General features: G+C 64.5%; 16 protein-coding genes. 12 read left to right on the top strand and 4 right to left on the bottom strand.

The features are described 5' to 3' along the window. The 12 genes from eutC (at nucleotide 1) to CAF92_RS21735 (ending at nucleotide 13,935) form a co-directional block, all read left to right on the top strand. Entirely contained in the window at nucleotides 1-993 is a 993-nt protein-coding gene (gene eutC / locus CAF92_RS21680; protein WP_085601898.1) for an ectoine utilization protein EutC, read from the top strand. A gap of 36 nt (nucleotides 994-1,029) precedes the next feature. Continuing rightward, the gene (doeA, locus tag CAF92_RS21685) at nucleotides 1,030-2,220 is read left to right on the top strand and encodes an ectoine hydrolase DoeA (protein ID WP_085601899.1); all 1,191 of its coding nucleotides are present in this window, start codon (nucleotides 1,030-1,032) and stop codon (nucleotides 2,218-2,220) included. Nucleotides 2,221-2,223: 3 nt separating this feature from the next. Continuing rightward, nucleotides 2,224-3,243, top strand: coding sequence for a N(2)-acetyl-L-2,4-diaminobutanoate deacetylase DoeB (doeB, locus tag CAF92_RS21690; protein WP_085601900.1), 1,020 nt, complete (start codon nucleotides 2,224-2,226; stop codon nucleotides 3,241-3,243). Between the two features lie 36 nt (nucleotides 3,244-3,279). Continuing rightward, nucleotides 3,280-4,746, top strand: a complete 1,467-nt coding sequence (locus CAF92_RS21695; RefSeq protein ID WP_085601901.1) for an NAD-dependent succinate-semialdehyde dehydrogenase — start codon at nucleotides 3,280-3,282, stop codon at nucleotides 4,744-4,746. A 12-nt stretch (nucleotides 4,747-4,758) separates the two neighbouring features. After that, nucleotides 4,759-6,144, top strand: a complete 1,386-nt coding sequence (locus CAF92_RS21700; protein ID WP_085601902.1) for an aspartate aminotransferase family protein — start codon at nucleotides 4,759-4,761, stop codon at nucleotides 6,142-6,144. A gap of 125 nt (nucleotides 6,145-6,269) precedes the next feature. Continuing rightward, a complete protein-coding gene (gene ycaC / locus CAF92_RS21705; protein WP_010951959.1) occupies nucleotides 6,270-6,890 on the top strand; it encodes an isochorismate family cysteine hydrolase YcaC in 621 nt (206 codons plus the stop codon). 229 nt (nucleotides 6,891-7,119) lie between these two features. Then, nucleotides 7,120-7,938, top strand: a complete 819-nt coding sequence (gene ppk2 / locus CAF92_RS21710; RefSeq protein ID WP_085601903.1) for a polyphosphate kinase 2 — start codon at nucleotides 7,120-7,122, stop codon at nucleotides 7,936-7,938. 35 nt (nucleotides 7,939-7,973) lie between these two features. Then, entirely contained in the window at nucleotides 7,974-9,170 is a 1,197-nt protein-coding gene (locus CAF92_RS21715) for a monovalent cation:proton antiporter-2 (CPA2) family protein (RefSeq protein WP_085601904.1), read from the top strand. A 39-nt stretch (nucleotides 9,171-9,209) separates the two neighbouring features. Next, a complete protein-coding gene (locus CAF92_RS21720; RefSeq protein ID WP_046616004.1) occupies nucleotides 9,210-10,307 on the top strand; it encodes an AI-2E family transporter in 1,098 nt (365 codons plus the stop codon). Nucleotides 10,308-10,320: 13 nt separating this feature from the next. Continuing rightward, a complete protein-coding gene (locus tag CAF92_RS21725; protein ID WP_085601905.1) occupies nucleotides 10,321-11,841 on the top strand; it encodes an efflux transporter outer membrane subunit in 1,521 nt (506 codons plus the stop codon). After that, on the top strand, nucleotides 11,838-12,935 hold the full coding sequence (locus CAF92_RS21730; RefSeq protein ID WP_085601906.1) for an HlyD family secretion protein: 1,098 nt from the start codon (nucleotides 11,838-11,840) through the stop codon (nucleotides 12,933-12,935). Before CAF92_RS21725 ends, CAF92_RS21730 begins: the two co-directional genes overlap by 4 nt. Further along, nucleotides 12,925-13,935, top strand: coding sequence for a DUF2955 domain-containing protein (locus tag CAF92_RS21735; protein ID WP_085601907.1), 1,011 nt, complete (start codon nucleotides 12,925-12,927; stop codon nucleotides 13,933-13,935). The genes CAF92_RS21730 and CAF92_RS21735 overlap by 11 nt, the downstream gene beginning before the upstream one ends. A gap of 118 nt (nucleotides 13,936-14,053) precedes the next feature. Here the strand turns inward: CAF92_RS21735 and CAF92_RS21740 are convergent, their stop codons facing one another. The 4 genes from CAF92_RS21740 to CAF92_RS21755 form a co-directional block, all read right to left on the bottom strand. Continuing rightward, nucleotides 14,054-15,766 (bottom strand): SulP family inorganic anion transporter, encoded by a 1,713-nt coding sequence (locus CAF92_RS21740; RefSeq protein WP_085601908.1) that lies wholly within the window; start codon nucleotides 15,764-15,766, stop codon nucleotides 14,054-14,056. 304 nt (nucleotides 15,767-16,070) lie between these two features. Continuing rightward, nucleotides 16,071-17,171 (bottom strand): redox-regulated ATPase YchF, encoded by a 1,101-nt coding sequence (gene ychF, locus CAF92_RS21745; protein ID WP_013970895.1) that lies wholly within the window; start codon nucleotides 17,169-17,171, stop codon nucleotides 16,071-16,073. A 24-nt stretch (nucleotides 17,172-17,195) separates the two neighbouring features. Further along, nucleotides 17,196-17,780 carry an aminoacyl-tRNA hydrolase gene (gene pth / locus CAF92_RS21750; RefSeq protein ID WP_008099045.1) on the bottom strand — a complete coding sequence of 195 codons (585 nt, stop codon included), beginning with the start codon at nucleotides 17,778-17,780 and terminating at the stop codon, nucleotides 17,196-17,198. Nucleotides 17,781-17,859: 79 nt separating this feature from the next. Continuing rightward, complete coding sequence (locus tag CAF92_RS21755) at nucleotides 17,860-18,453, bottom strand: 50S ribosomal protein L25/general stress protein Ctc (RefSeq protein ID WP_013970896.1); 594 nt, start codon at nucleotides 18,451-18,453, stop codon at nucleotides 17,860-17,862. Nucleotides 18,454-18,470 lie beyond the last annotated feature (17 nt).

Here is an 18,470-nt window from a genome sequence, read left to right on the forward strand (position 1 = left end):
ATGCCGGCCATCACCTTGCTCAGCGAAGCCGACCTGCGTAGCTGCATCACCCTCGATCGCAACGCGATCGATGCCATCGAGCAGGCCTTTGCCCTGCTTGCCACGGCAAAGGTGGCGATGCCGCCGATCCTGCGCCTGGATGTGCCCGAGCACAACGGCGAGGTAGACGTGAAAACCGCCTACCTGCCAGGGCTGGAGCGTTTCGCGATCAAGGTCAGCCCTGGCTTTTTCGACAACCCCAAGCTTGGCCTGCCCAGCCTCAACGGCATGATGATGCTGCTGTCGGCCCGCACTGGCCTGCTCGATGCCTTGCTCCTCGACAATGGCTACCTCACCGCCGTGCGCACCGCTGCAGCCGGTGCGGTAGCTGCACGCTGGCTGTCGCGGCAGGACAGCCGCAGCGTGGCCTTGATCGGCAGTGGCGAACAGGCACGCCTGCAGCTGCAGGCACTGCGCCTGGTGCGGCCGATCGAACAGGTCAAGGTGTGGGGGCGCGATGCGCAGAGAACCGCAGCGTTATGCGATGACCTGGGGCGCGATGGGCAACTGCAGGTACAGGCTTGCGACACTGTCGACCAGGCCATGCAGTCGGTCGATATCGCCATCACCTGCACCCCCAGCCGCGAGCCGCTGATCCAGCCGCATCACCTGCAACCGGGGCTGCACATCACTGCCATGGGCTCGGATGCCGAGCACAAGAACGAGATCGCGCACACGGCCCTGGCCCGGCTCGACCGCTATGTCGCCGACCGCCTGAGCCAGACCCGCGTGCTGGGCGAACTGCACCATGCCTTGCGCGCTGGCGCGGTCAGCGAGCAGGCCGTTCATTCCGAGCTGGGCCAGATCATCGCCGGGCTGTACCCGGGCCGGGTACAGGCCGATGAGGTCACCCTGTGCGACCTGACCGGCACCGGGGCCCAGGACACCGCAATCGCCAACCTTGCCTTCGAACGCGCAATCGCCGCCGACAAAGGCCTGGCGTTTCACAGCTGACAGCTTTCGCAACCCACTCACAAGAAGGGCATCCGCATGTCACAAACAGTGGTCAACCTGCCGTTCGGTCGGCAGGAGTACGCCCAGCGCCTGGCCAAGACCCGCGCTGCCATGCAGGCACAGGGCCTGGAGCTTTTACTGGTTACCGATCCCTCTAACATGGCCTGGCTCACCGGCTATGACGGCTGGTCGTTCTACGTGCACCAGTGCGTGCTGCTGGCGCTCGATGGCGAGCCGATCTGGTTTGGCCGCGGCCAGGACGCCAATGGCGCACGGCGCACGGTGTTCATGCAGCACGACAACATCGTCGGCTACCCGGACATCTATGTGCAGTCACGCGAGCGTCACCCGATGGACTACCTGTGCCAGGAGGTGATTCTGGCCAAGGGCTGGGGCGGCCTGAGCATCGGCGTGGAGATGGACAACTACTACTTCAGCGCGGCGGCCTACCAGGCGCTGTGCAAGCACCTGCCACAGGCGCGTTTCAGCGATGCCGCCGGGCTGGTCAACTGGCAGCGGGCCGTCAAGTCGCCGCAGGAAATCGAATACATGCGTATCGCCGCGCGCATCGTCGAACAGATGCACGGGTGCATCCTCGAACGCATCGAGCCCGGCATGCGCAAGAACGAGCTGGTGGCCGAGATCTACCGCAGCGGCATCCTCGGTGTCGACGGCCATGGCGGCGACTACCCGGCCATCGTGCCGTTATTGCCGACCGGCGCGGATGCCAGCGCGCCGCACCTGACCTGGGACGATTCACCGTTCACCCGCGGCGCCGGCACGTTCTTCGAGATTGCCGGCTGCTACAAGCGCTACCACTGCCCGCTGTCGCGCACCGTGTACCTGGGCAAGCCGCCGCAACACTTTCTCGATGGCGAAAAGGCGGTGGTCGAAGGTATCGCGGCCGGCCTTGATGCCGCGCGGCCGGGCAACACCACCGGTGACATCGCCAGGGCGTTCTTCCGCGTACTGGAGAAGTTCGGCATCCACAAGGACAGCCGTTGTGGTTACCCGATCGGTATCAGCTACCCACCAGATTGGGGCGAGCGCACCATGAGCCTGCGCCCGAGCGACACCAGCGTGCTGCAACCGGGCATGACCTTCCACTTCATGCCGGGGCTGTGGATGGACGACTGGGGCCTGGAGATCACCGAAAGCATCCTCATCACCGAGACCGGGGTAGAGACCCTGTGCAACGTGCCGCGCCAGCTGTTCGTGAAGGATTGACCCATGAATGCGATTGCACAGGCCGCCGCCACGGTGGCCAACCCCATCACCTGTACCTTGGATTTCGAGCAGGACGGCGTGCAGCACGGCTTCCTCAAGCTGCCGTACTCGCGTGACGACTCGGCCTGGGGTGCGGTGATGATTCCGCTGACGGTGGTCAGGAACGGCGATGGCCCGACAGCCTTGCTCACTGGTGGCAATCACGGTGACGAATACGAAGGCCCGGTGGCGCTGAGCAAGCTGGCCCAGCAGCTGCAGGCCGGGCAGATAAGCGGGCGGGTGATCATCGTGCCGTTCATGAACACACCGGCGTTCCAGGCGGGCACCCGCACCTCACCGATCGACCGGGGCAACCTCAACCGCAGCTTCCCTGGTCGGCCCGATGGCAGCGTGACGGAAAAGATCGCCGACTATTTCCGCCGCACCCTGCTGCCGTTGGCCGATATCGTCCTGGACATCCACTCCGGTGGTCGCACCCTCGACTTCCTGCCGTTCGCTGCATGCCATGTGCTGCCCGACAAGGCCCAGCAGGCCCGTTGTGAAGCTGGCATGCAGGCCTTCGCCGCGCCCTACAGCATGCGCATGCTCGAGCTGGATGCGCAGGCGATGTACGACACCGCGGCAGAAGAGCAGGGCAAGGTGTTCATCACCACCGAACTGGGCGGTGGTGGCACCTCCACGGCGAAAAGCGTGGCCCTGGCGGAGCGCGGCGTGCGCAATGTGCTGATTCACGCCGGCATCCTCGCCGGCGAACTGGAGCAGGGCGAGACAACCCTGCTGGACATGCCCGATGGCGATTGCTTCATCGCCAGCGAGCACGACGGATTGCTGGAGATGTGCCGCGACCTGGGCGAAACGGTCAGCCAGGGTGAGGTGATCGCCCGTATCCATGACATCCGCCGCACCGGCAGCGCCCCGGTCGAGTACTGCGCCCGACGCAATGGCTTGCTCGCAGCCCGGCACTTTCCCGGCCTGGTGCAGTGCGGCGACACCCTGGCGGTAATCGCAGACGTATTGGCCTGAACCTGGCGCCACGACAACGAGGTATGGAGAACAGTCATGTCACACCACTACCCATTCAACAGCCTGTGCCACGTCGATGGCCAATGGCTGCACAGCCACAGCGGCAACAGCATCGCCGTGCATGACCCGGCCAACCGCCAGGTCATCGGCCATGTGCCTCTGCTCGACCATGAGCAGATCGTTGCCGCGGTGGATGCCGCCCAGCGGGCTTTCCCGGCCTGGCGCCAGCAGAGCCTGGACAGCCGCGCTGCGCTGTTGCGGCGTTGGGCCGAATTGATGCTCGAGCACCAGGAGGCTCTGGCGCGCATTCTCAGCGAGGAGCAGGGCAAGCCGCTGGCCGAAGCACGCGGTGAAATCGCCTATGCGGCAAGCTTCATCCCCTGGTTTGCCGAGGAGGCCCGGCGCCTCAACGGGCAGACCATCCCCAGCCATATTCCGGGTGCCCAGCTGAGTACGCTGAAGGAGCCCGTCGGGGTCTGCGCGCTGCTCACCCCATGGAACTTCCCCAGCGCCATGATCACCCGCAAGGCGGCTGCGGCATTGGCGGCCGGCTGCACGGTGGTGGTCAAGCCGGCCCACGAAACACCGTTCTCGGCGCTGGCCCTGGCCCAGCTGGCAGAGGACGCCGGCTTCCCGCCGGGGGTATTCAACGTGGTGATCGGCGAGCCGCAAATGGCCATGGAAACCCTGGTGCGCGACAGCCGCGTGCGGGCGGTCAGCTTCACCGGCTCGACCCGGGTGGGCAAGCTGGTGCTGCAAGCCGCGGCTCAGGATGTGAAGAAAGTGGCGCTGGAGCTGGGCGGCAATGCGCCGTTCATCGTCTGCGCCGATGCCGACCTGGAGCTGGCCGTGCGGGTGGCCGTGGCAGCCAAGTTCCAGACGTCTGGCCAGGACTGCTGCGCGGCCAACCGGATCATGGTGCAGCGGCCGTTGTACGAAGCATTCCTGGCGCGTTTTGCCGAAGCGGTGCGGGCGCTGAAGGTTGGCCCGGCGATGGTCGATGGCGAGGAGACAGCCACGGAGGTCGGCCCGCTGATGCACCAGGCCGCCTTCGATGCCACCCAGGCCCGGGTCGAGGACGCCCTGCAGCGTGGCGCCCGGCGCCTGGTCGGTGGCGAGGGCCATGCGCTGGGGGGCTGGTTCTTCCAGCCGACGGTGCTCGCCGATGTGACGCCGGCGATGCGCATCTACCAGGAAGAAAACTTCGCGCCGATTGCCGGGGTCATGCCATTCGACACGCTGGAGCAGGCCATCGCCATGGCCAACGACACTGAATACGGCCTGGCTGCCTACATCGTCGGCAACCGCCTCGATGTCGTGCACCCGCTGGTGCGCCGGCTCGACCACGCGATGGTGGCGATCAACGGCGTCAAGTTCACCGGCCACCCTATCCCGTTCGGCGGCATGAAGGCCTCGGGCCTGGGCCGCGAAGGCGGCAGCGAGGGCTTCGAACCCTTCGTCGAAACCAAATACGTTTGCTTGCACCACCACGGTCAGTTCTAAGGAGTGTTTGCCATGAGCCAAGAATTCAGCCAGCTGTTCGAACAGGACCGCGCCCACTTCATGCACCCCTCGACCCACGCCCATGACCACGCCAGCGGCGCGCTCAAGGGCCGGATCATCACCGGTGCCGAGGGCATCCGCCTGCGTGACCATGAAGGCCGCGAACTGATTGATGCCTTCGCCGGCCTTTACTGCGTGAACATCGGTTACGGGCGTACCGAGGTCGCTGACGCCATCCATCGCCAGGCCAAGGAGCTGGCGTATTACCACACCTACGTCGGCCACTCGACCGAGGCGATCATCGAGCTTTCCAGCCGCATCATCGACTGGGCGCCGGCCGGGATGAAAAAGGTCTATTACGGCCTGTCGGGTTCCGATGCCAACGAGACCCAGGTCAAGCTGGTGCGCTACTACAACAACATCCTCGGCCGCCCACTCAAGAAGAAGATCATCTCTCGCGACCGCGGCTATCACGGCTCGGGCATCATGACCGGCAGCCTTACCGGCCTGCCCAGCTTCCATCAGCATTTCGACCTGCCGGTGGAAGGCGTCAAGCATACGGTCTGCCCGCACTGGTACCGCAAGGCACCGGCCGGCATGGATGAGCAGGCCTTCGTGCGCTATTGCGCCGACGAACTGGAGCAACTGATCCTGGCCGAAGGGCCCGATACCGTCGCCGCGTTCATTGGCGAGCCGCTGATGGGCACCGGTGGCATCATCGTGCCGCCCAAGGGCTACTGGAAGGCTATCCAGGCCGTGCTCGATCGCTACGACGTGCTGTTGATCGCCGACGAAGTGGTGTGCGCCTTCGGCCGCCTGGGCTCGAAGATGGGCAGCCAGCGCTACGACATTCGCCCGGACCTGATCACCACGGCCAAGGGCCTGACCAGCGCCTATGCGCCCCTGTCGGCCGTGATCGTTGGCGAGAAGGTGTGGAACGTGATCGAAGAAGGCTCGCAGAAGACCGGCCCTATGGGCCACGGCTGGACCTACTCCGGGCACCCGATCTGCGCGGCGGCGGCGCTGGCCAACCTGGATATTCTCGAGCGCGAGAACCTGACCGAGAACGCCGAAGTGGTGGGGGCTTACCTGAACCGGCGCATGCGCGAAACCTTCGAAGGCCACCCGCTGGTGGGTGAAGTGCGGGGTGACGGCATGCTTTGCGCAGTCGAGTTCATGGCCGATCGCGATGCGCGCACGGCGTTCGACCCGGCGTTGAAAGTCGGGCCACAGGTGTCGGCAGCGTGCCTTGAGCGTGGGATGATCGCCCGGGCCATGCCGCATGGTGACATTCTCGGCTTTGCACCGCCGTTGGTGCTGAACCAGGAGGATGCCGAAAAGATCGTCGCCATCACCAAGGCGGCGGTCGATGAGGTGGCTGGCAAGGTGCTCGGCTGAGTATTGCAGGGGCCGCCATGCGGCCCCATCGCCGGCCTCGGCAGGCGAACCGACTGACGGTCCCATCCACCTTTCATCCTTGCCTACGCTGATATTCCCAACCCGCTAAAGCAAGGAAACCCGTCATGGCCTTCCAATACAAGCGTCTGGACAAGAACAACGCCGCCGTGCTGCTGGTCGATCACCAGACCGGCCTGCTCTCGCTGGTAAGGGACATAGACCCCGACCGCTTCAAGAACAATGTCCTGGCCCTGTCGGACCTGGCCAAGTACTTCAAGCTGCCGACCATTCTCACCACCAGTTTCGAGACGGGCCCCAACGGCCCGCTGGTGCCCGAACTGAAAGAGCAGTTCCCCGACGCCCCGTACATCGCCCGGCCTGGCAACATCAACGCATGGGACAACGAGGACTTCGTCAAGGCCGTCAAGGCCACCGGCAAGAAGCAGTTGCTGATCGCCGGCGTGGTGACCGAAGTGTGCGTGGCCTTCCCGGCACTGTCGGCGCTGGAGGAGGGCTTCGAGGTATTCGTCGTCACCGATGCCTCCGGCACCTTCAACGAACTGACTCGTGACTCGGCCTGGCGGCGCATGGAGGCCGCCGGGGCGCAACTGATGACCTGGTTCGGCGTGGCCTGCGAGCTGCATCGTGACTGGCGCAACGATATCGAAGGGCTGGGAACCCTTTTCTCCAACCATATTCCGGACTACCGCAACCTGATGACCAGCTACAACAAACTGGCCAAGTAATCTGGCCACGAAGGCATCGCATACCCTGTGGGAGCGGGTTCACCCGCGAATGCGTCGGTAGCTTCAATGACGCATTCGCGGGTAAACCCGCTCCCACACCCTCCCTGGAACACCCATAAGCACCCGCAGAATCAATGAGATAGAAGCAAGCCAGCGAAATCCACAAGCGAAGCGGCAAACTGCCATGGATCGACCATACTGACTCTTCATTCGCCCTCAGGAGAGTGCCATGTCGAAGTCGTCCAGGAAGAAAGACCCCAAGGACCAGCCGGAGAAACTGGGCGGCAAGGCGTACGAGAAGGAACTCAAGCAGCTGCATGTGGAACTGGTGAAGCTGCAGGAGTGGGTGGTGGCCAAGGGCCTGAAGGTGTGCATTGTCTTCGAGGGCCGCGATGGCGCCGGCAAGGGCGGTACCATAAAGGCCATTACCGAGCGCGTCAGCCCGCGAGTATTCCGCGTGGTGGCGCTGCCGGCACCGACCGAGCGGGAAAAGACCCAGATGTATGTGCAACGCTACCTGGGCCACCTGCCTGCCGCAGGCGAGGTAGTGATCTTCGACCGCAGCTGGTACAACCGCGCCGGTGTCGAGCGGGTGATGGGCTTCTGCAGCGAAGAACAGAGCAGCAAGTTTCTCACCGTGGTGCCGCTGTTCGAAAAGATGATGGTCGAGTCGGGGATCATCCTCATCAAGTACTGGCTGGAGGTCAGCGCCGAAGAGCAGACCCGCCGCCTGCAGGACCGCATCAACGATGGCCGCAAGCTGTGGAAGCTGTCGCCGATGGACCTCAAGTCGTACACCCGCTGGGATGAATACACCCGGGCCCGCGACGACATGTTCGCCGCCTCCGATTCGTCCTGGGCGCCGTGGTTCATGGCCCATTCCAACGACAAGCGCCGTGCCCGGCTGAACATCATCAGCCATCTGCTGACGCGCATCCCCTACAAGGACATCACCCGCGACGGGCAGGTGAAATTGCCCAAGCGCGGCAAGATCGGCAAATACAAGGCGGTCAACTACCCATTCAAAGTCGTCGAAGAGCGTTTCTGATCTTTCCCCGCGGGGATCAGCGAGGGTGCGAGCCTATGCCACATGACGGCAGCCTGTTGCAGGCGACGGTGGTGTTCCTGCTGGCCGTGGTGCTTCTTGTACCGCTGGCGCAGCGTTTGAAAATGGGGGCGGTGCCCGGCTATCTGCTGGCGGGCATCCTGATAGGGCCATCGGTATTTGGCTTGCTGAACAACCCGGATAACGTGGCACGCCTGTCGGAGATGGGTGTGGTGATGCTGCTGTTCGTCATCGGCCTGGAGCTGTCGCCACGGCGTTTGTGGAGCATGCGCCGGGCGCTGTTTGGCGTCGGCTCGCTACAAGTGGGCCTGAGCGCTGTGGTGCTTGGCCTGCTGGCGTACTGGCTGTTCGGCCAGTCGAAGCCGGCTGCCATCGTGCTGGGCCTGGGCCTCGCGCTGTCGTCCACCGCGTTTGGCCTGCAGGTACTGGCCGAGCGCAAGGACCTGGGCAAGCCACACGGCCGCCTGGCCGTGGCGATCCTGCTGTTCCAGGACATTGCCGCGATCCCGTTGATTGCCGTGGTGCCGCTGCTCGGCGGTGATGTCAGCACCGCCGACGAAGGTGCCTGGCCGGTGCTGGCGGTGGTGGTTGGCATAGGTGTGCTGATCATCTTTGGCCGCTACCTGTTGACTCCTGTCTTCAAGTGGACAGTCGGTTCGGGCCTGCCCGAGCTGTCGACCGCTACCGCCTTGCTGGTGGTGCTGGGCACCGCCTGGGTGATGGAGCACGTGGGTGTGTCGATGGCGCTGGGGGCATTTCTGGCGGGTGTATTGATGGCCGAGTCGCCTTTCCGCCACGAACTGGAAACCCAGATCGAGCCCATCAAGGGTTTGCTGCTGGGGCTCTTCTTCGTTGGCGTGGGGATGAGCGCCGACCTGCGCCTGCTGTTCGGTATGCCGTTGGTGGTGCTGGGGCTGACCCTGCTGCTGGTGGTCATCAAGTTGCCGCTGCTATATGGCCTGGGCCGCATGGCGGGTGGGCTCAACCAGGCCCAGGCGTTGTGCCTGGGTGTGGTGCTGGCGTCTGGTGGCGAGTTTGCCTTCGTGGTGTTCAAGCTGGCGCTGGACCATCAGGTGCTGGCGCAGCAGGTGCATGACCTGCTGGTGCTGGCCATCACCTTGTCGATGGCGGTAGTGCCATTGGTAATGATGGCGCTGGCGCGGCAGTTGCGTGACGACAGCCCCTCGCAGGCAACCCCTGAAGCGGGCCACTGAATCGCGCCACATGGCGCACCTGGAGTTCGGAGGTGAAGCATGCAACCGGGTATCAAGCTGGACAGCCGCCTGTCGCGGGGCTTGCTCGATGTGCTCATCAAAGCCGGCCTGGTGGCTGCGCTGGTGGTTTTCGCCTTCCAGACGTTCCAGCCGTTTCTGGAGCTGATGCTGTGGTCGGTGATCCTGGCGGTGACCTTGTACCCGTTATATTGCCGCATCCAGCGCCGCACAGGGCTCAAGGACGGGCTTTCGGCGACGCTGGTCGTTCTGCTGGTACTGGTCGTGCTGCTGGTGCCGATCTACCTGGTTGTGATGTCCATCGGCGAGTCGGTAGACAGCCTGGTGACGCTGCTCAAGAGCGGAGCCTGGACCGTGCCGGCCCCCCCCGATTCGGTGGCTGCCTGGCCGCTGATCGGGCCGAAGGTGCATGCCCTGTGGCTGGCAGCCTCGGAAAACATGGCCGGCGTGCTGAACCAGTGGATGCCCCAGCTCAAGGGTGCCGGGCGCACGGTGCTGGGGGCGGCGGCCAGCGCGGGCGGCGCGTTCCTGTTGTTCATTGCGGCGATCATCGTCTCGGGCATCATCATGGCGTTCGGTGACCGCGGCGAAATCGCGGCGCAGCGTATAGCCATGCGGGTGTCGGGCGAGGAGCGCGGCAAGCCACTGGCCAAACTGTGCACCGCCACCATTCGCGCGGTGGCTCAGGGTGTGATCGGCATCGCATTCATCCAGATGCTGCTGATCGGTGTCGGCTTTGTCATCAAAGGGGTGCCGGGGGCCGGGATGCTGGCCATCGTCATCCTCATGCTGGGGATTGCCCAGGCACCGGCCACGTTGATCACGGTGCCGGTGATAATCTACGTATTCAATGTCGAAGGTTTTACCGTGGCGACCATCATCTTCGCCATCTATACCTTCGTCGCCGGGCTTGCCGACAACGTGCTCAAGCCGCTGCTGCTGGGGCGCGGGGTGGACGTGCCGATGCCGGTGGTGCTGATCGGGGCGCTGGGCGGCATGGTGGTCAAAGGCATCATCGGCCTGTTCCTCGGCCCGGTTATCCTTGGCGTTACCTATGTGCTGTTCTGGCAATGGGTGGCGCTGCAGGTGCCGGAAAACCCCGTCGAGCCGTCGGCGTGAGCCAGGGCCTGCCATGCCCGGACGCCTCTGTGGTTGTGCACTGAGCCTGGCTGCCACGTTGGTGGGCTGTACCCAGGTCGGTCCCGATTTCCAGCCGCCCCAAGACCCGTGGCTGAGCACCTGGAACACCCCGCTGCTGGAGCAGGCCGGGCAGCAGGCCACGGCGCCCGACCTGCGCCAGTGGTGGGCCGTGTTCGCCGACCCGGCCCTGGACGCCTTGATCACCGAGGCCGATGCCAACAACAGCAACCTGCGCGTGGCCGGCTTGCGCATTGCCGAAGCCCGCGCCCAGTTGGCCATCGTGCAGACCGGGCGTTATCCACAGCTGCAGCAGCTGCGCGCCCAGAGCCTGTACCTGAAACAGGACCAGTCCGGCACTTCCACCGCCCGCGATTCGGTGTTCTGGCAATCCAGCGCGGGCTTCGACATCGGCTGGGAAATCGACTTCTGGGGGCGCTTCAGCCGCGCCATCGAAAGCGCCGACGCCGCCTACTTCGCCTCACAGGCCAATTACGCCGATGCAATGCTGCTGTTGCGTGCGCAGGTGGCTGACACCTACTTTGCCCTGCGCACCGCCGAGGCGCGGCTGGATATCGCCGAAGAAAACGCCCGCCGCCAGGCGCGTAGCCTGGAGATAACCGAGCGGCTGTTCCGTCATGGCGAAAACGACGAACTCGACTGGCAACAGGCGCGCACCCAGTACCTGGCTACTCAGGCCACCATCCCCGAGTTCCAGAACCAGCTCAATGCCCTGCGCAATGTGCTGTGCTCGCTATTGGGCCGGCCGCCCGGGCCGCTGCCACAGCTGGATGCCGGCCACGGCCAGTTGCCGTTGCCGGACCGTGCCGTGCTGCAGGGCGTGCCCGCCAGCCTGCTGCAGCGTCGCCCGGACATCCGCGCCGCCGAGCAGGCGGTGGCGGCGCAGTCGGCGCTGGTCGGGGTGGCCGAGGCCGACCTTTATCCACAGCTGAGCCTGCTGGGCAGCATCGGCTGGAGCTTCGTCACGGCCAATCACCTGCCCGACACATTCGACATCGCCGCCGGGCCCAGCCTGATCTGGAACCCGTTCGACTACGGCCGGCGCAAGAACGCCGTGCGCGTGGAAGATGCCCGCTTGCAGCAGCTGATCGAGCTGTATCACCAGGGCGTGCGCGAAGCCGCCCGCGAGGCCGACGATGCCGCCAGCGGGCTGGTGCGTTCGTTGCAGAGCGCAAGCATCCGCGACCAGGCCTCGCAGGCCGCGCAGCGCTCGCTGAACCTGGCCCGCTCGCAGTACCGCGAAGGCTTTGCCGACTTCCAGCGCGTGCTCGACGCCCAGCAACTGCTGTTGCAGCAACAGGACGGCTACCTGGTCAGCCGGGGCAATGCCGTCAGCAGCCTGGTGACGTTGTACAAGGCGCTCGGCGGCGGCTGGGACGCCAGTCGCGCACCGATCGACCCGGCCACCCGCAAGCAGATGCAGCAACGCACCGACTGGGGCGAACTGCTCGACGAGCCACCCCCCAGCGCACATGCACAAGGTGAAACGAAATGAGCGACGCCATGCCGACGCCCCCCCCGCCAGCCGCCGATCGCGGCATGCGCTGGGTGCTGCTGCTGATTGCCGTGAGCCTGCTGTGGTACCTGCTGGCCGACCGTTTCACGCCTTATACCCAGCAGGCCCGCCTGCAGGCTTACGTGGTGCCGGTGAGTGCCGAGGTGGCCGGGCAGGTGAAGCGTGTGGCGGTAGGCAACAACCAGGAAGTACGCAAGGGCGATGTGCTGTTCGAACTGGACCAGGAACAGTACCGCATCGCCCTGGCCCGCGCCGAAGCCGACCTGGACGCGGTACGCCGGCAGATCGGCGCCCACACCGCTGGCATCGACTCGGCCCAGGCGGCGCTGGTGGCGGCCCAGGCCAACGAGCGCAAGGCGCGGCAGGACGCCGAGCGGCTCAAGCGCCTGATCGATGAGGACCCGGGCACGGTTTCGGTGCGCCGCCTTGAGGGCGCCCAGGCCAGCCGCGACCAGGCCATCAGCCAGGTGGCGGCAGCCCGTGCCGAAGTGGAGCGGGCCCGTGAGCAGCAGGGCGGGGCGCAGGACGACAACGCCCAACTGCGCAGTGCGGCGGCCAATGTGGAAAAAGCCCGGCTGGACCTGGCGCGCACCGTTGTACGCGCCGATGCAAACGGGCTGATCACGGACCTGCGCACTGACGTTGGCCACTACGTCGGCGCCGGCAGCCCGATGATGACCCTGATCGCCATCCATGACGTGTGGATAAGTGCCGACATGACCGAGAACAACCTCGGTCGGCTGCGCCCTGAAACCCCGGTGCTGGTAGTGCTCGATGCGCTGCCCGGCACGGTGTTGAAGGGGCGCATTCGCAGCATCGGCTACGGCGTGAGCGTGGGCCAGAGTACCCCGCCGGGCACGTTGCCGACAGTGCAGAACAGCCGCGAGTGGCTGCGCTCTGCGCAGCGCTTCCCGGTGATCGTCGAACTGGAGCGTGACCAGTTGCAGGACAAGAGCGGATTGCGGGTCGGCGGCCAGGCCGAAGTCATGGCCCTGCCAAGCGAGGGCAACCCATTGAACCTGCTGGGCCGGCTGTTCATGTGGCTGATGAGCTGGCTGTCGTATGCCTATTGAGCTGCGCCGCCTGCGCGCCCTGCGCCTGGCCTGGGGCGTGGCGCTGTGCGTGGCGGTGAGTTTCGGCATCGGCCTGCCGGTGCCGATTCTGGCGCCGGTGTTCGCGGTGCTGTTGCTGGCCATGCGCAGCCAGCCTTTGCCCCTGCGTGCGGCACCGGCTCTGGCGGTGCTGGTGCTGCTTGCTTGCGGCAGCGGGCTGCTGCTGATTCCGCTGCTGCGCCATGCCCCGGTGAGTGGAGTGTTGCTGGTAGGGGTAGGGGTCTTCCTGACCTTGCGTTATGCGCTGAAAGGGGGCAACGGCCTGCTGGCCAATTTGCTGGTGATCGGCCTGACCATGATCGCTGCCGCCGGCACCAGCGACTTCAGCCTGGCACTATCTGTGGTCGAAGCGCTGGCCAAAGGCATGCTGCTGGCGGTGCTGGGTACCGCGGCAGCGCATGTGCTGTTTCCAGAGCCGGCTGATGCGCTGGCGCAACCGGCACCGCCTCTGCTCGACAGTGATCAGGTGAGCTGGGTCGCCTTGCGTGCCACGCTGATCGTCATGCCGGCCTTTTTGCTAGCGCTGATTGCCCCGGACCAGTACATGCCGCTGATCATGAAGGCAGTGAGCCTGGGGCAGCAGGCCGGCGAGACCCGCGCGCGGCATGCCAGCCGCGAGCTGATCGGCTCGACCTTGCTGGCCGGGTTGCTGGCGATACTGACGTGGGGCGCGTTGAGCCTGTTCGTGCACCTGTGGATGTTTTTCCTGTGGGTGCTGCTTTTCGTCCTTTGGCAGGGGCGCAGGCTCTACCGTGCGGTTGATACCAGGCAAAGCCCGGCTTATTGGGTGAGTTGCCTGACGACCATGCTGATCTTGCTGGGGCAGTCGGTGCAGGACAGCGCGGGCGGGCAGGATGTGTACCGCGCCTTTGCCGTGCGCATGGCGCTGTTTCTGGCGGTGTCGGTGTACGCTAGCGCCATGCTCATATGGATTGATCGGCGGCGGGTTCGGACTGTTTAGCTCTTCTGTACTGGCCTCTTCGCGGGCACGCCCGCTCCCACAGGGATCGCACAAACTTCAAGGTTGTCGTTGTACCTGTGGGAGCGGGCGTGCCCGCGAAGAGGCCAGCAGGGAAAACCTAGGGCTTCCAGTCAACCCCACTCTCTTCCAGGTAGGCATCCACCGCTGCCCCAACAGTGGGATGAAACGCCGACTCTCCCATATGCTCGAACAACTCGAACTGCCGCATCTTGTCCTTTACCGGGTCCTTCATTTCGGCAAACTGCAACTCCACCCCCCGGGCCTCCAGTGCCCGGTCCAGTTCGGCGAGCATGTCCGCCGAGGTGATATCGATGCTGGTCACCGGCTCTGCCGCGATCACCAGCCGTTGTACCGGGGTAGGCGATGCATCTACCGCCGCCATCACCGTGCCCTGGAACTGCTCGGCATTGGCAAAGAACAGCGGCGCATCCCAACGCAGCAGCACCAGCCCCGGAATGCGTCGGGCCTGTGGATAACGCTGCACATCATGGTAACCGCGGGTGCCATCCACCCGTCCCAGCACTGCATGATGCGGCCGCCAGCCGTCCCACAGGAACTCGATCACCGATATCGCCACGGCAATGCAGATACCGGGAATGGCCCCGAATACCGCTACACCGACGAAGCAGGTGAACGACAGCCAGAACTCCCATTGCTGCATGCGGAAGATGCGCTTGAGGTCGGCGAACTCGAACAGGCCCAACGCTGCGGCAATCACCACCGCCGCCAGGGCGCTGTTGGGCAGGTGTTGCATCAGGTTGGGCGCCACCAGCAGCAACACCGTCACCGCCAGCGCGCCGATGATGCCGGTGAGCTGGGTCTGCGAGCCGGCCGCTTCGGCCACGGGGGTGCGTGACGAGCTGCTGCTGATGGGGATGCCCTGGAACAGCCCCGAGGCCAGGTTGGCCACGCCCAGGCCGAACATTTCCTGGTTGGGGTTGACCGGGGTCTTCATGCGCGCGGCGTAGGAACGTGACAGCACGCTGGTATCGGCGAACGACACCAGTGCCACCGCGATGCCGCCGAGCAGCACCTCCACCAGGTCGATATCGCTGACCCAGGGGAACACGAAGCTGGGCAGCCCCTGGGGCAGTTCGCCGAGTACTTTAACGCCTTGCTGGTCGAGCCCCAGCAGGCTCACCGCCAGCGTGGCCAGCACCACAGCAATGAGAATGCCCGGCAGGCGCTTGAACGGCTTGAGCAGCAGGATCAGCGCCAGGCTACCGCCGCCGACCACGAAGCTTGGCCAATGGCCCTGGCCAGCGAGCAAGGCCTGGATCAGGTTCCAGGTATCTCGCAGCGGGCCCTGGCTGTCGACCGACAGGCCGAACAGTTTGCGCAACTGGCTGATCAGCACCGTGAGGGCGATGCCGTTCATGTAGCCATAGCGGATCGGCTTGGACAGCAACTCTGTGATGAAGCCCAGGCGCAGCAAACCGGCGATCACGCAGAACGCCCCGGCCACCAGGGCCATCATGCTGGCGATGGCGATTGCCCGTTGCGGGTCGCTGGCGGCGTACTGCACCACCACCGCCAGGATCGGCGCGGCCAGCGCCGAATCCGGGCCTAGCACCAGGATGCGGCTGGGGCCGAACAGTGCATAGGCCAGCAGCGGGATGATGGTGGCGTACAGGCCGTAGATGCCGGGTACGCCAGACGCTTCGGCATAGGCGATGCCCACCGGCACCAGCATGGTGGTGAGCACCAGGCCTGCGGCGATGTCTTTGGGCAGCCAGGCGGGTTGGTAATGAAGCAGGGTGACCAGGCCGGGTAACCAGCGTTGCCAGTCGAGGCGAGGTTTTTCAGGCATGGGCGTGCGTCCAGGGGAGGGTGCTGAATCACAGCTTAGATGCTGAATTTCGGGGCCGCTTTGCGGCCCTATCGCGACACAAGGCCGCTCCTGCAGGTTTGATGCGATGTCCAGAAAATGCGCGGTACCTGTAGGAGCGGGCATGCCCGCGAGCACCGGCGCAGCCGGTGCCATCCACTGCGTTGGATTCTTCGCGGCTAAAGCCGCTCCCACAGGGGGCGCGTGCCGCTTGCCAGATGCCAGAAAAAACAAAACCCCTTGAGGCGTTGGCCTCAAGGGGTTTGCGGGTACTGCAGTCTGGCGCTTAGACGTTGAAGCGGAAGTGCATCACGTCACCGTCCTTGACGATGTAGTCCTTGCCTTCCAAACGCCATTTACCGGCTTCCTTGGCACCGCTCTCACCCTTGAACTGGATGAAGTCGTCATAGGCCACCACTTCAGCGCGGATGAAGCCTTTTTCGAAGTCGGTGTGGATCACGCCAGCGGCTTGTGGTGCAGTGGCACCGACGCGCACGGTCCAGGCGCGTACTTCCTGCACGCCGGCAGTGAAGTAGGTCTGCAGGTTCAGCAGCTCGTAACCAGCGCGGATAACGCGGTTCAGGCCAGGCTCTTCCAGGCCCAGGGCCTCGAGGAACATGTCCTTCTCTTCGCCATCTTCCAGCTCGGCGATTTCCGCTTCGATCTTGTTGCACACCGGCACAACCACCGCGCCTTCTTCCTCGGCGATGGCCTTGACCACGTCCAGGTGCGGGTTGTTGTCGAAGCCGTCTTCGGCCACGTTGGCGATGTACATGACCGGCTTGCTGGTCAGCAGGTGGAAGCCGCGGATGACCGCCTTGTCTTCGGCGCTCATGTTCTTCATCAGGCTGCGCGCAGGCTTGCCTTCGGTGAAATGCGGGATCAATTGCTCGAGGATGGCCTTCTGCGCCAGGGCTTCCTTGTCGCCGCCCTTGGCGTTGCGGGCAACCTTCTGCAGCTGCTTCTCGCAGCTGTCGAGGTCAGCGAAGATCAGTTCGAGGTCGATGATCTCGATGTCACGCTTGGGGTCGACGCTGTTGGAAACGTGGATCACGTTCTCGTCTTCGAAGCAGCGCACCACGTGGGCAATGGCGTCGGTCTCGCGGATGTTGGCGAGGAACTTGTTGCCCAGGCCTTCGCCTTTCGAGGCACCAGCCACCAGGCCGGCGATGTCGACGAACTCCATGGTGGTCGGCAGGATGCGGTTTGGCTTGACGATCTCAGCCAAGGCATTCAAGCGCGCATCGGGCATCGGCACGATGCCGCTGTTTGGCTCGATGGTGCAGAAGGGAAAGTTCTCCGCCGCGATGCCAGACTTGGTCAGGGCGTTGAACAGGGTGGACTTGCCGACGTTGGGCAGGCCGACGATGCCGCAATTGAAACCCATGGGTATTCCCCTCTCTAAAGGAAATCAGGCCTTCTGGCTGTGCAGCTCGCGCATCGCCTTGGCGAAGTCGCCGGCAAGCACGTCCGGCAGCACGCCGAGGGCAAAATCGATGCTGGCGTCGAGCTTCTCCTGCTCGGCGCGCGGCGCGCGGCCCAGGACGAAGTTGGAGACCAGTTTGGCGTCGCCCGGGTGGCCGATGCCAAGCCGCAGGCGGTGGAAGTCGTTCTGGTTGCCGAGCTGCGCGATGATGTCGCGCAGGCCGTTGTGCCCACCATGGCCACCGCCGCGCTTGAGCTTGGCGACGCCTGGGGGCAGGTCGAGTTCGTCATGCGCCACCAGGATCGCTTCCGGCTTGATGCGGAAGAAATTGGCCAAGGCCGCCACGGACTGGCCGCTACGGTTCATGTAGGTGGTGGGGATGAGCAGACGAACGTCGTTGCCCTGATGGCTGAACTTAGCCGTCAGGCCGAAATACTTGCGGTCAGCGGTCAACGAGACGCGCTGGGCGCTGGCAATGCGTTCAACGAAAAGAGCCCCTGCGTTATGCCGGGTCTGTTCGTATTCGGGGCCGGGGTTACCCAGGCCGACGATCAACTGGATGGCGGTCACGTCAGGGGCTCTTCCTTGGAGTTGGTGGGTTACAGGGCGCGCGGCACTGTAACCCGATCAACGCCGGCGTGCGAGTGGATTACTCGGCAGCGCCTTCTGCTTCTGGAGCAACGCGTGGAGCGTGAACGTTGGCAACAGCTTTGTCATCACCGTGGGCCAGAGCTACGAACTCTACGCCTTTCGGAGCTTTCAGGTCCGACAGGTGGATGATGGTGCCGATTTCAGCGTTGGCCAGGTCGACTTCGATGAACTCAGGCAGGTCTTTGGCTTCGCAGGAAACTTCGATCTCGGCTTCTACGTGGGAGATCTCGCCGCCTTTCTTGACCGGGGCTTCTTCGTTGATGAAGTGAACCGGTACCTTGGCGGTCAGTTTCTGGCCAGCAACGACGCGAACGAAGTCGGCGTGCATGATGAAACCTTTTGCCGGGTGGCGCTGCAGAGCCTTGACCACGACGTTTTGCTTGGCGCCGTCGACGTTCAGTTCCAGAACGTGGCTGAAGGCAGCCTCGTTTTCGAACAGTTTGGTGATTTCCTTGGCCAGGATGGTCAGGGACTGGGCGTCCTGGTTACCACCGTAGACAACGGCTGGGATGTTCGCGGAGTGACGCAGGCGGCGGCTCGCACCTTTCCCCAGGTCAGTACGCGCTTGGGCGTTCAGAGTGAATTCGGTCATTTTGTTTCTCCAAAATA

Source organism: Pseudomonas sp. B10(2017) (assembly GCF_002113295.1).
GTDB lineage: Bacteria > Pseudomonadota > Gammaproteobacteria > Pseudomonadales > Pseudomonadaceae > Aquipseudomonas > Aquipseudomonas pudica.

What these genes read in the sequence shown, in the direction of transcription:
- eutC (WP_085601898.1), top strand. Translation starts at nt 1, where the DNA reads ATGCCGGCCATCACCTTGCTCAGCGAAGCCGACCTGCGTAGCTGCATC.
- doeA (WP_085601899.1), top strand. Translation starts at nt 1,030, where the DNA reads ATGTCACAAACAGTGGTCAACCTGCCGTTCGGTCGGCAGGAGTACGCC.
- doeB (WP_085601900.1), top strand. Translation starts at nt 2,224, where the DNA reads ATGAATGCGATTGCACAGGCCGCCGCCACGGTGGCCAACCCCATCACC.
- CAF92_RS21695 (WP_085601901.1), top strand. Translation starts at nt 3,280, where the DNA reads ATGTCACACCACTACCCATTCAACAGCCTGTGCCACGTCGATGGCCAA.
- CAF92_RS21700 (WP_085601902.1), top strand. Translation starts at nt 4,759, where the DNA reads ATGAGCCAAGAATTCAGCCAGCTGTTCGAACAGGACCGCGCCCACTTC.
- ycaC (WP_010951959.1), top strand. Translation starts at nt 6,270, where the DNA reads ATGGCCTTCCAATACAAGCGTCTGGACAAGAACAACGCCGCCGTGCTG.
- ppk2 (WP_085601903.1), top strand. Translation starts at nt 7,120, where the DNA reads ATGTCGAAGTCGTCCAGGAAGAAAGACCCCAAGGACCAGCCGGAGAAA.
- CAF92_RS21715 (WP_085601904.1), top strand. Translation starts at nt 7,974, where the DNA reads ATGCCACATGACGGCAGCCTGTTGCAGGCGACGGTGGTGTTCCTGCTG.
- CAF92_RS21720 (WP_046616004.1), top strand. Translation starts at nt 9,210, where the DNA reads ATGCAACCGGGTATCAAGCTGGACAGCCGCCTGTCGCGGGGCTTGCTC.
- CAF92_RS21725 (WP_085601905.1), top strand. Translation starts at nt 10,321, where the DNA reads ATGCCCGGACGCCTCTGTGGTTGTGCACTGAGCCTGGCTGCCACGTTG.
- CAF92_RS21730 (WP_085601906.1), top strand. Translation starts at nt 11,838, where the DNA reads ATGAGCGACGCCATGCCGACGCCCCCCCCGCCAGCCGCCGATCGCGGC.
- CAF92_RS21735 (WP_085601907.1), top strand. Translation starts at nt 12,925, where the DNA reads ATGCCTATTGAGCTGCGCCGCCTGCGCGCCCTGCGCCTGGCCTGGGGC.
- CAF92_RS21740 (WP_085601908.1), bottom strand. Translation starts at nt 15,766, where the DNA reads ATGCCTGAAAAACCTCGCCTCGACTGGCAACGCTGGTTACCCGGCCTG.
- ychF (WP_013970895.1), bottom strand. Translation starts at nt 17,171, where the DNA reads ATGGGTTTCAATTGCGGCATCGTCGGCCTGCCCAACGTCGGCAAGTCC.
- CAF92_RS21755 (WP_013970896.1), bottom strand. Translation starts at nt 18,453, where the DNA reads ATGACCGAATTCACTCTGAACGCCCAAGCGCGTACTGACCTGGGGAAA.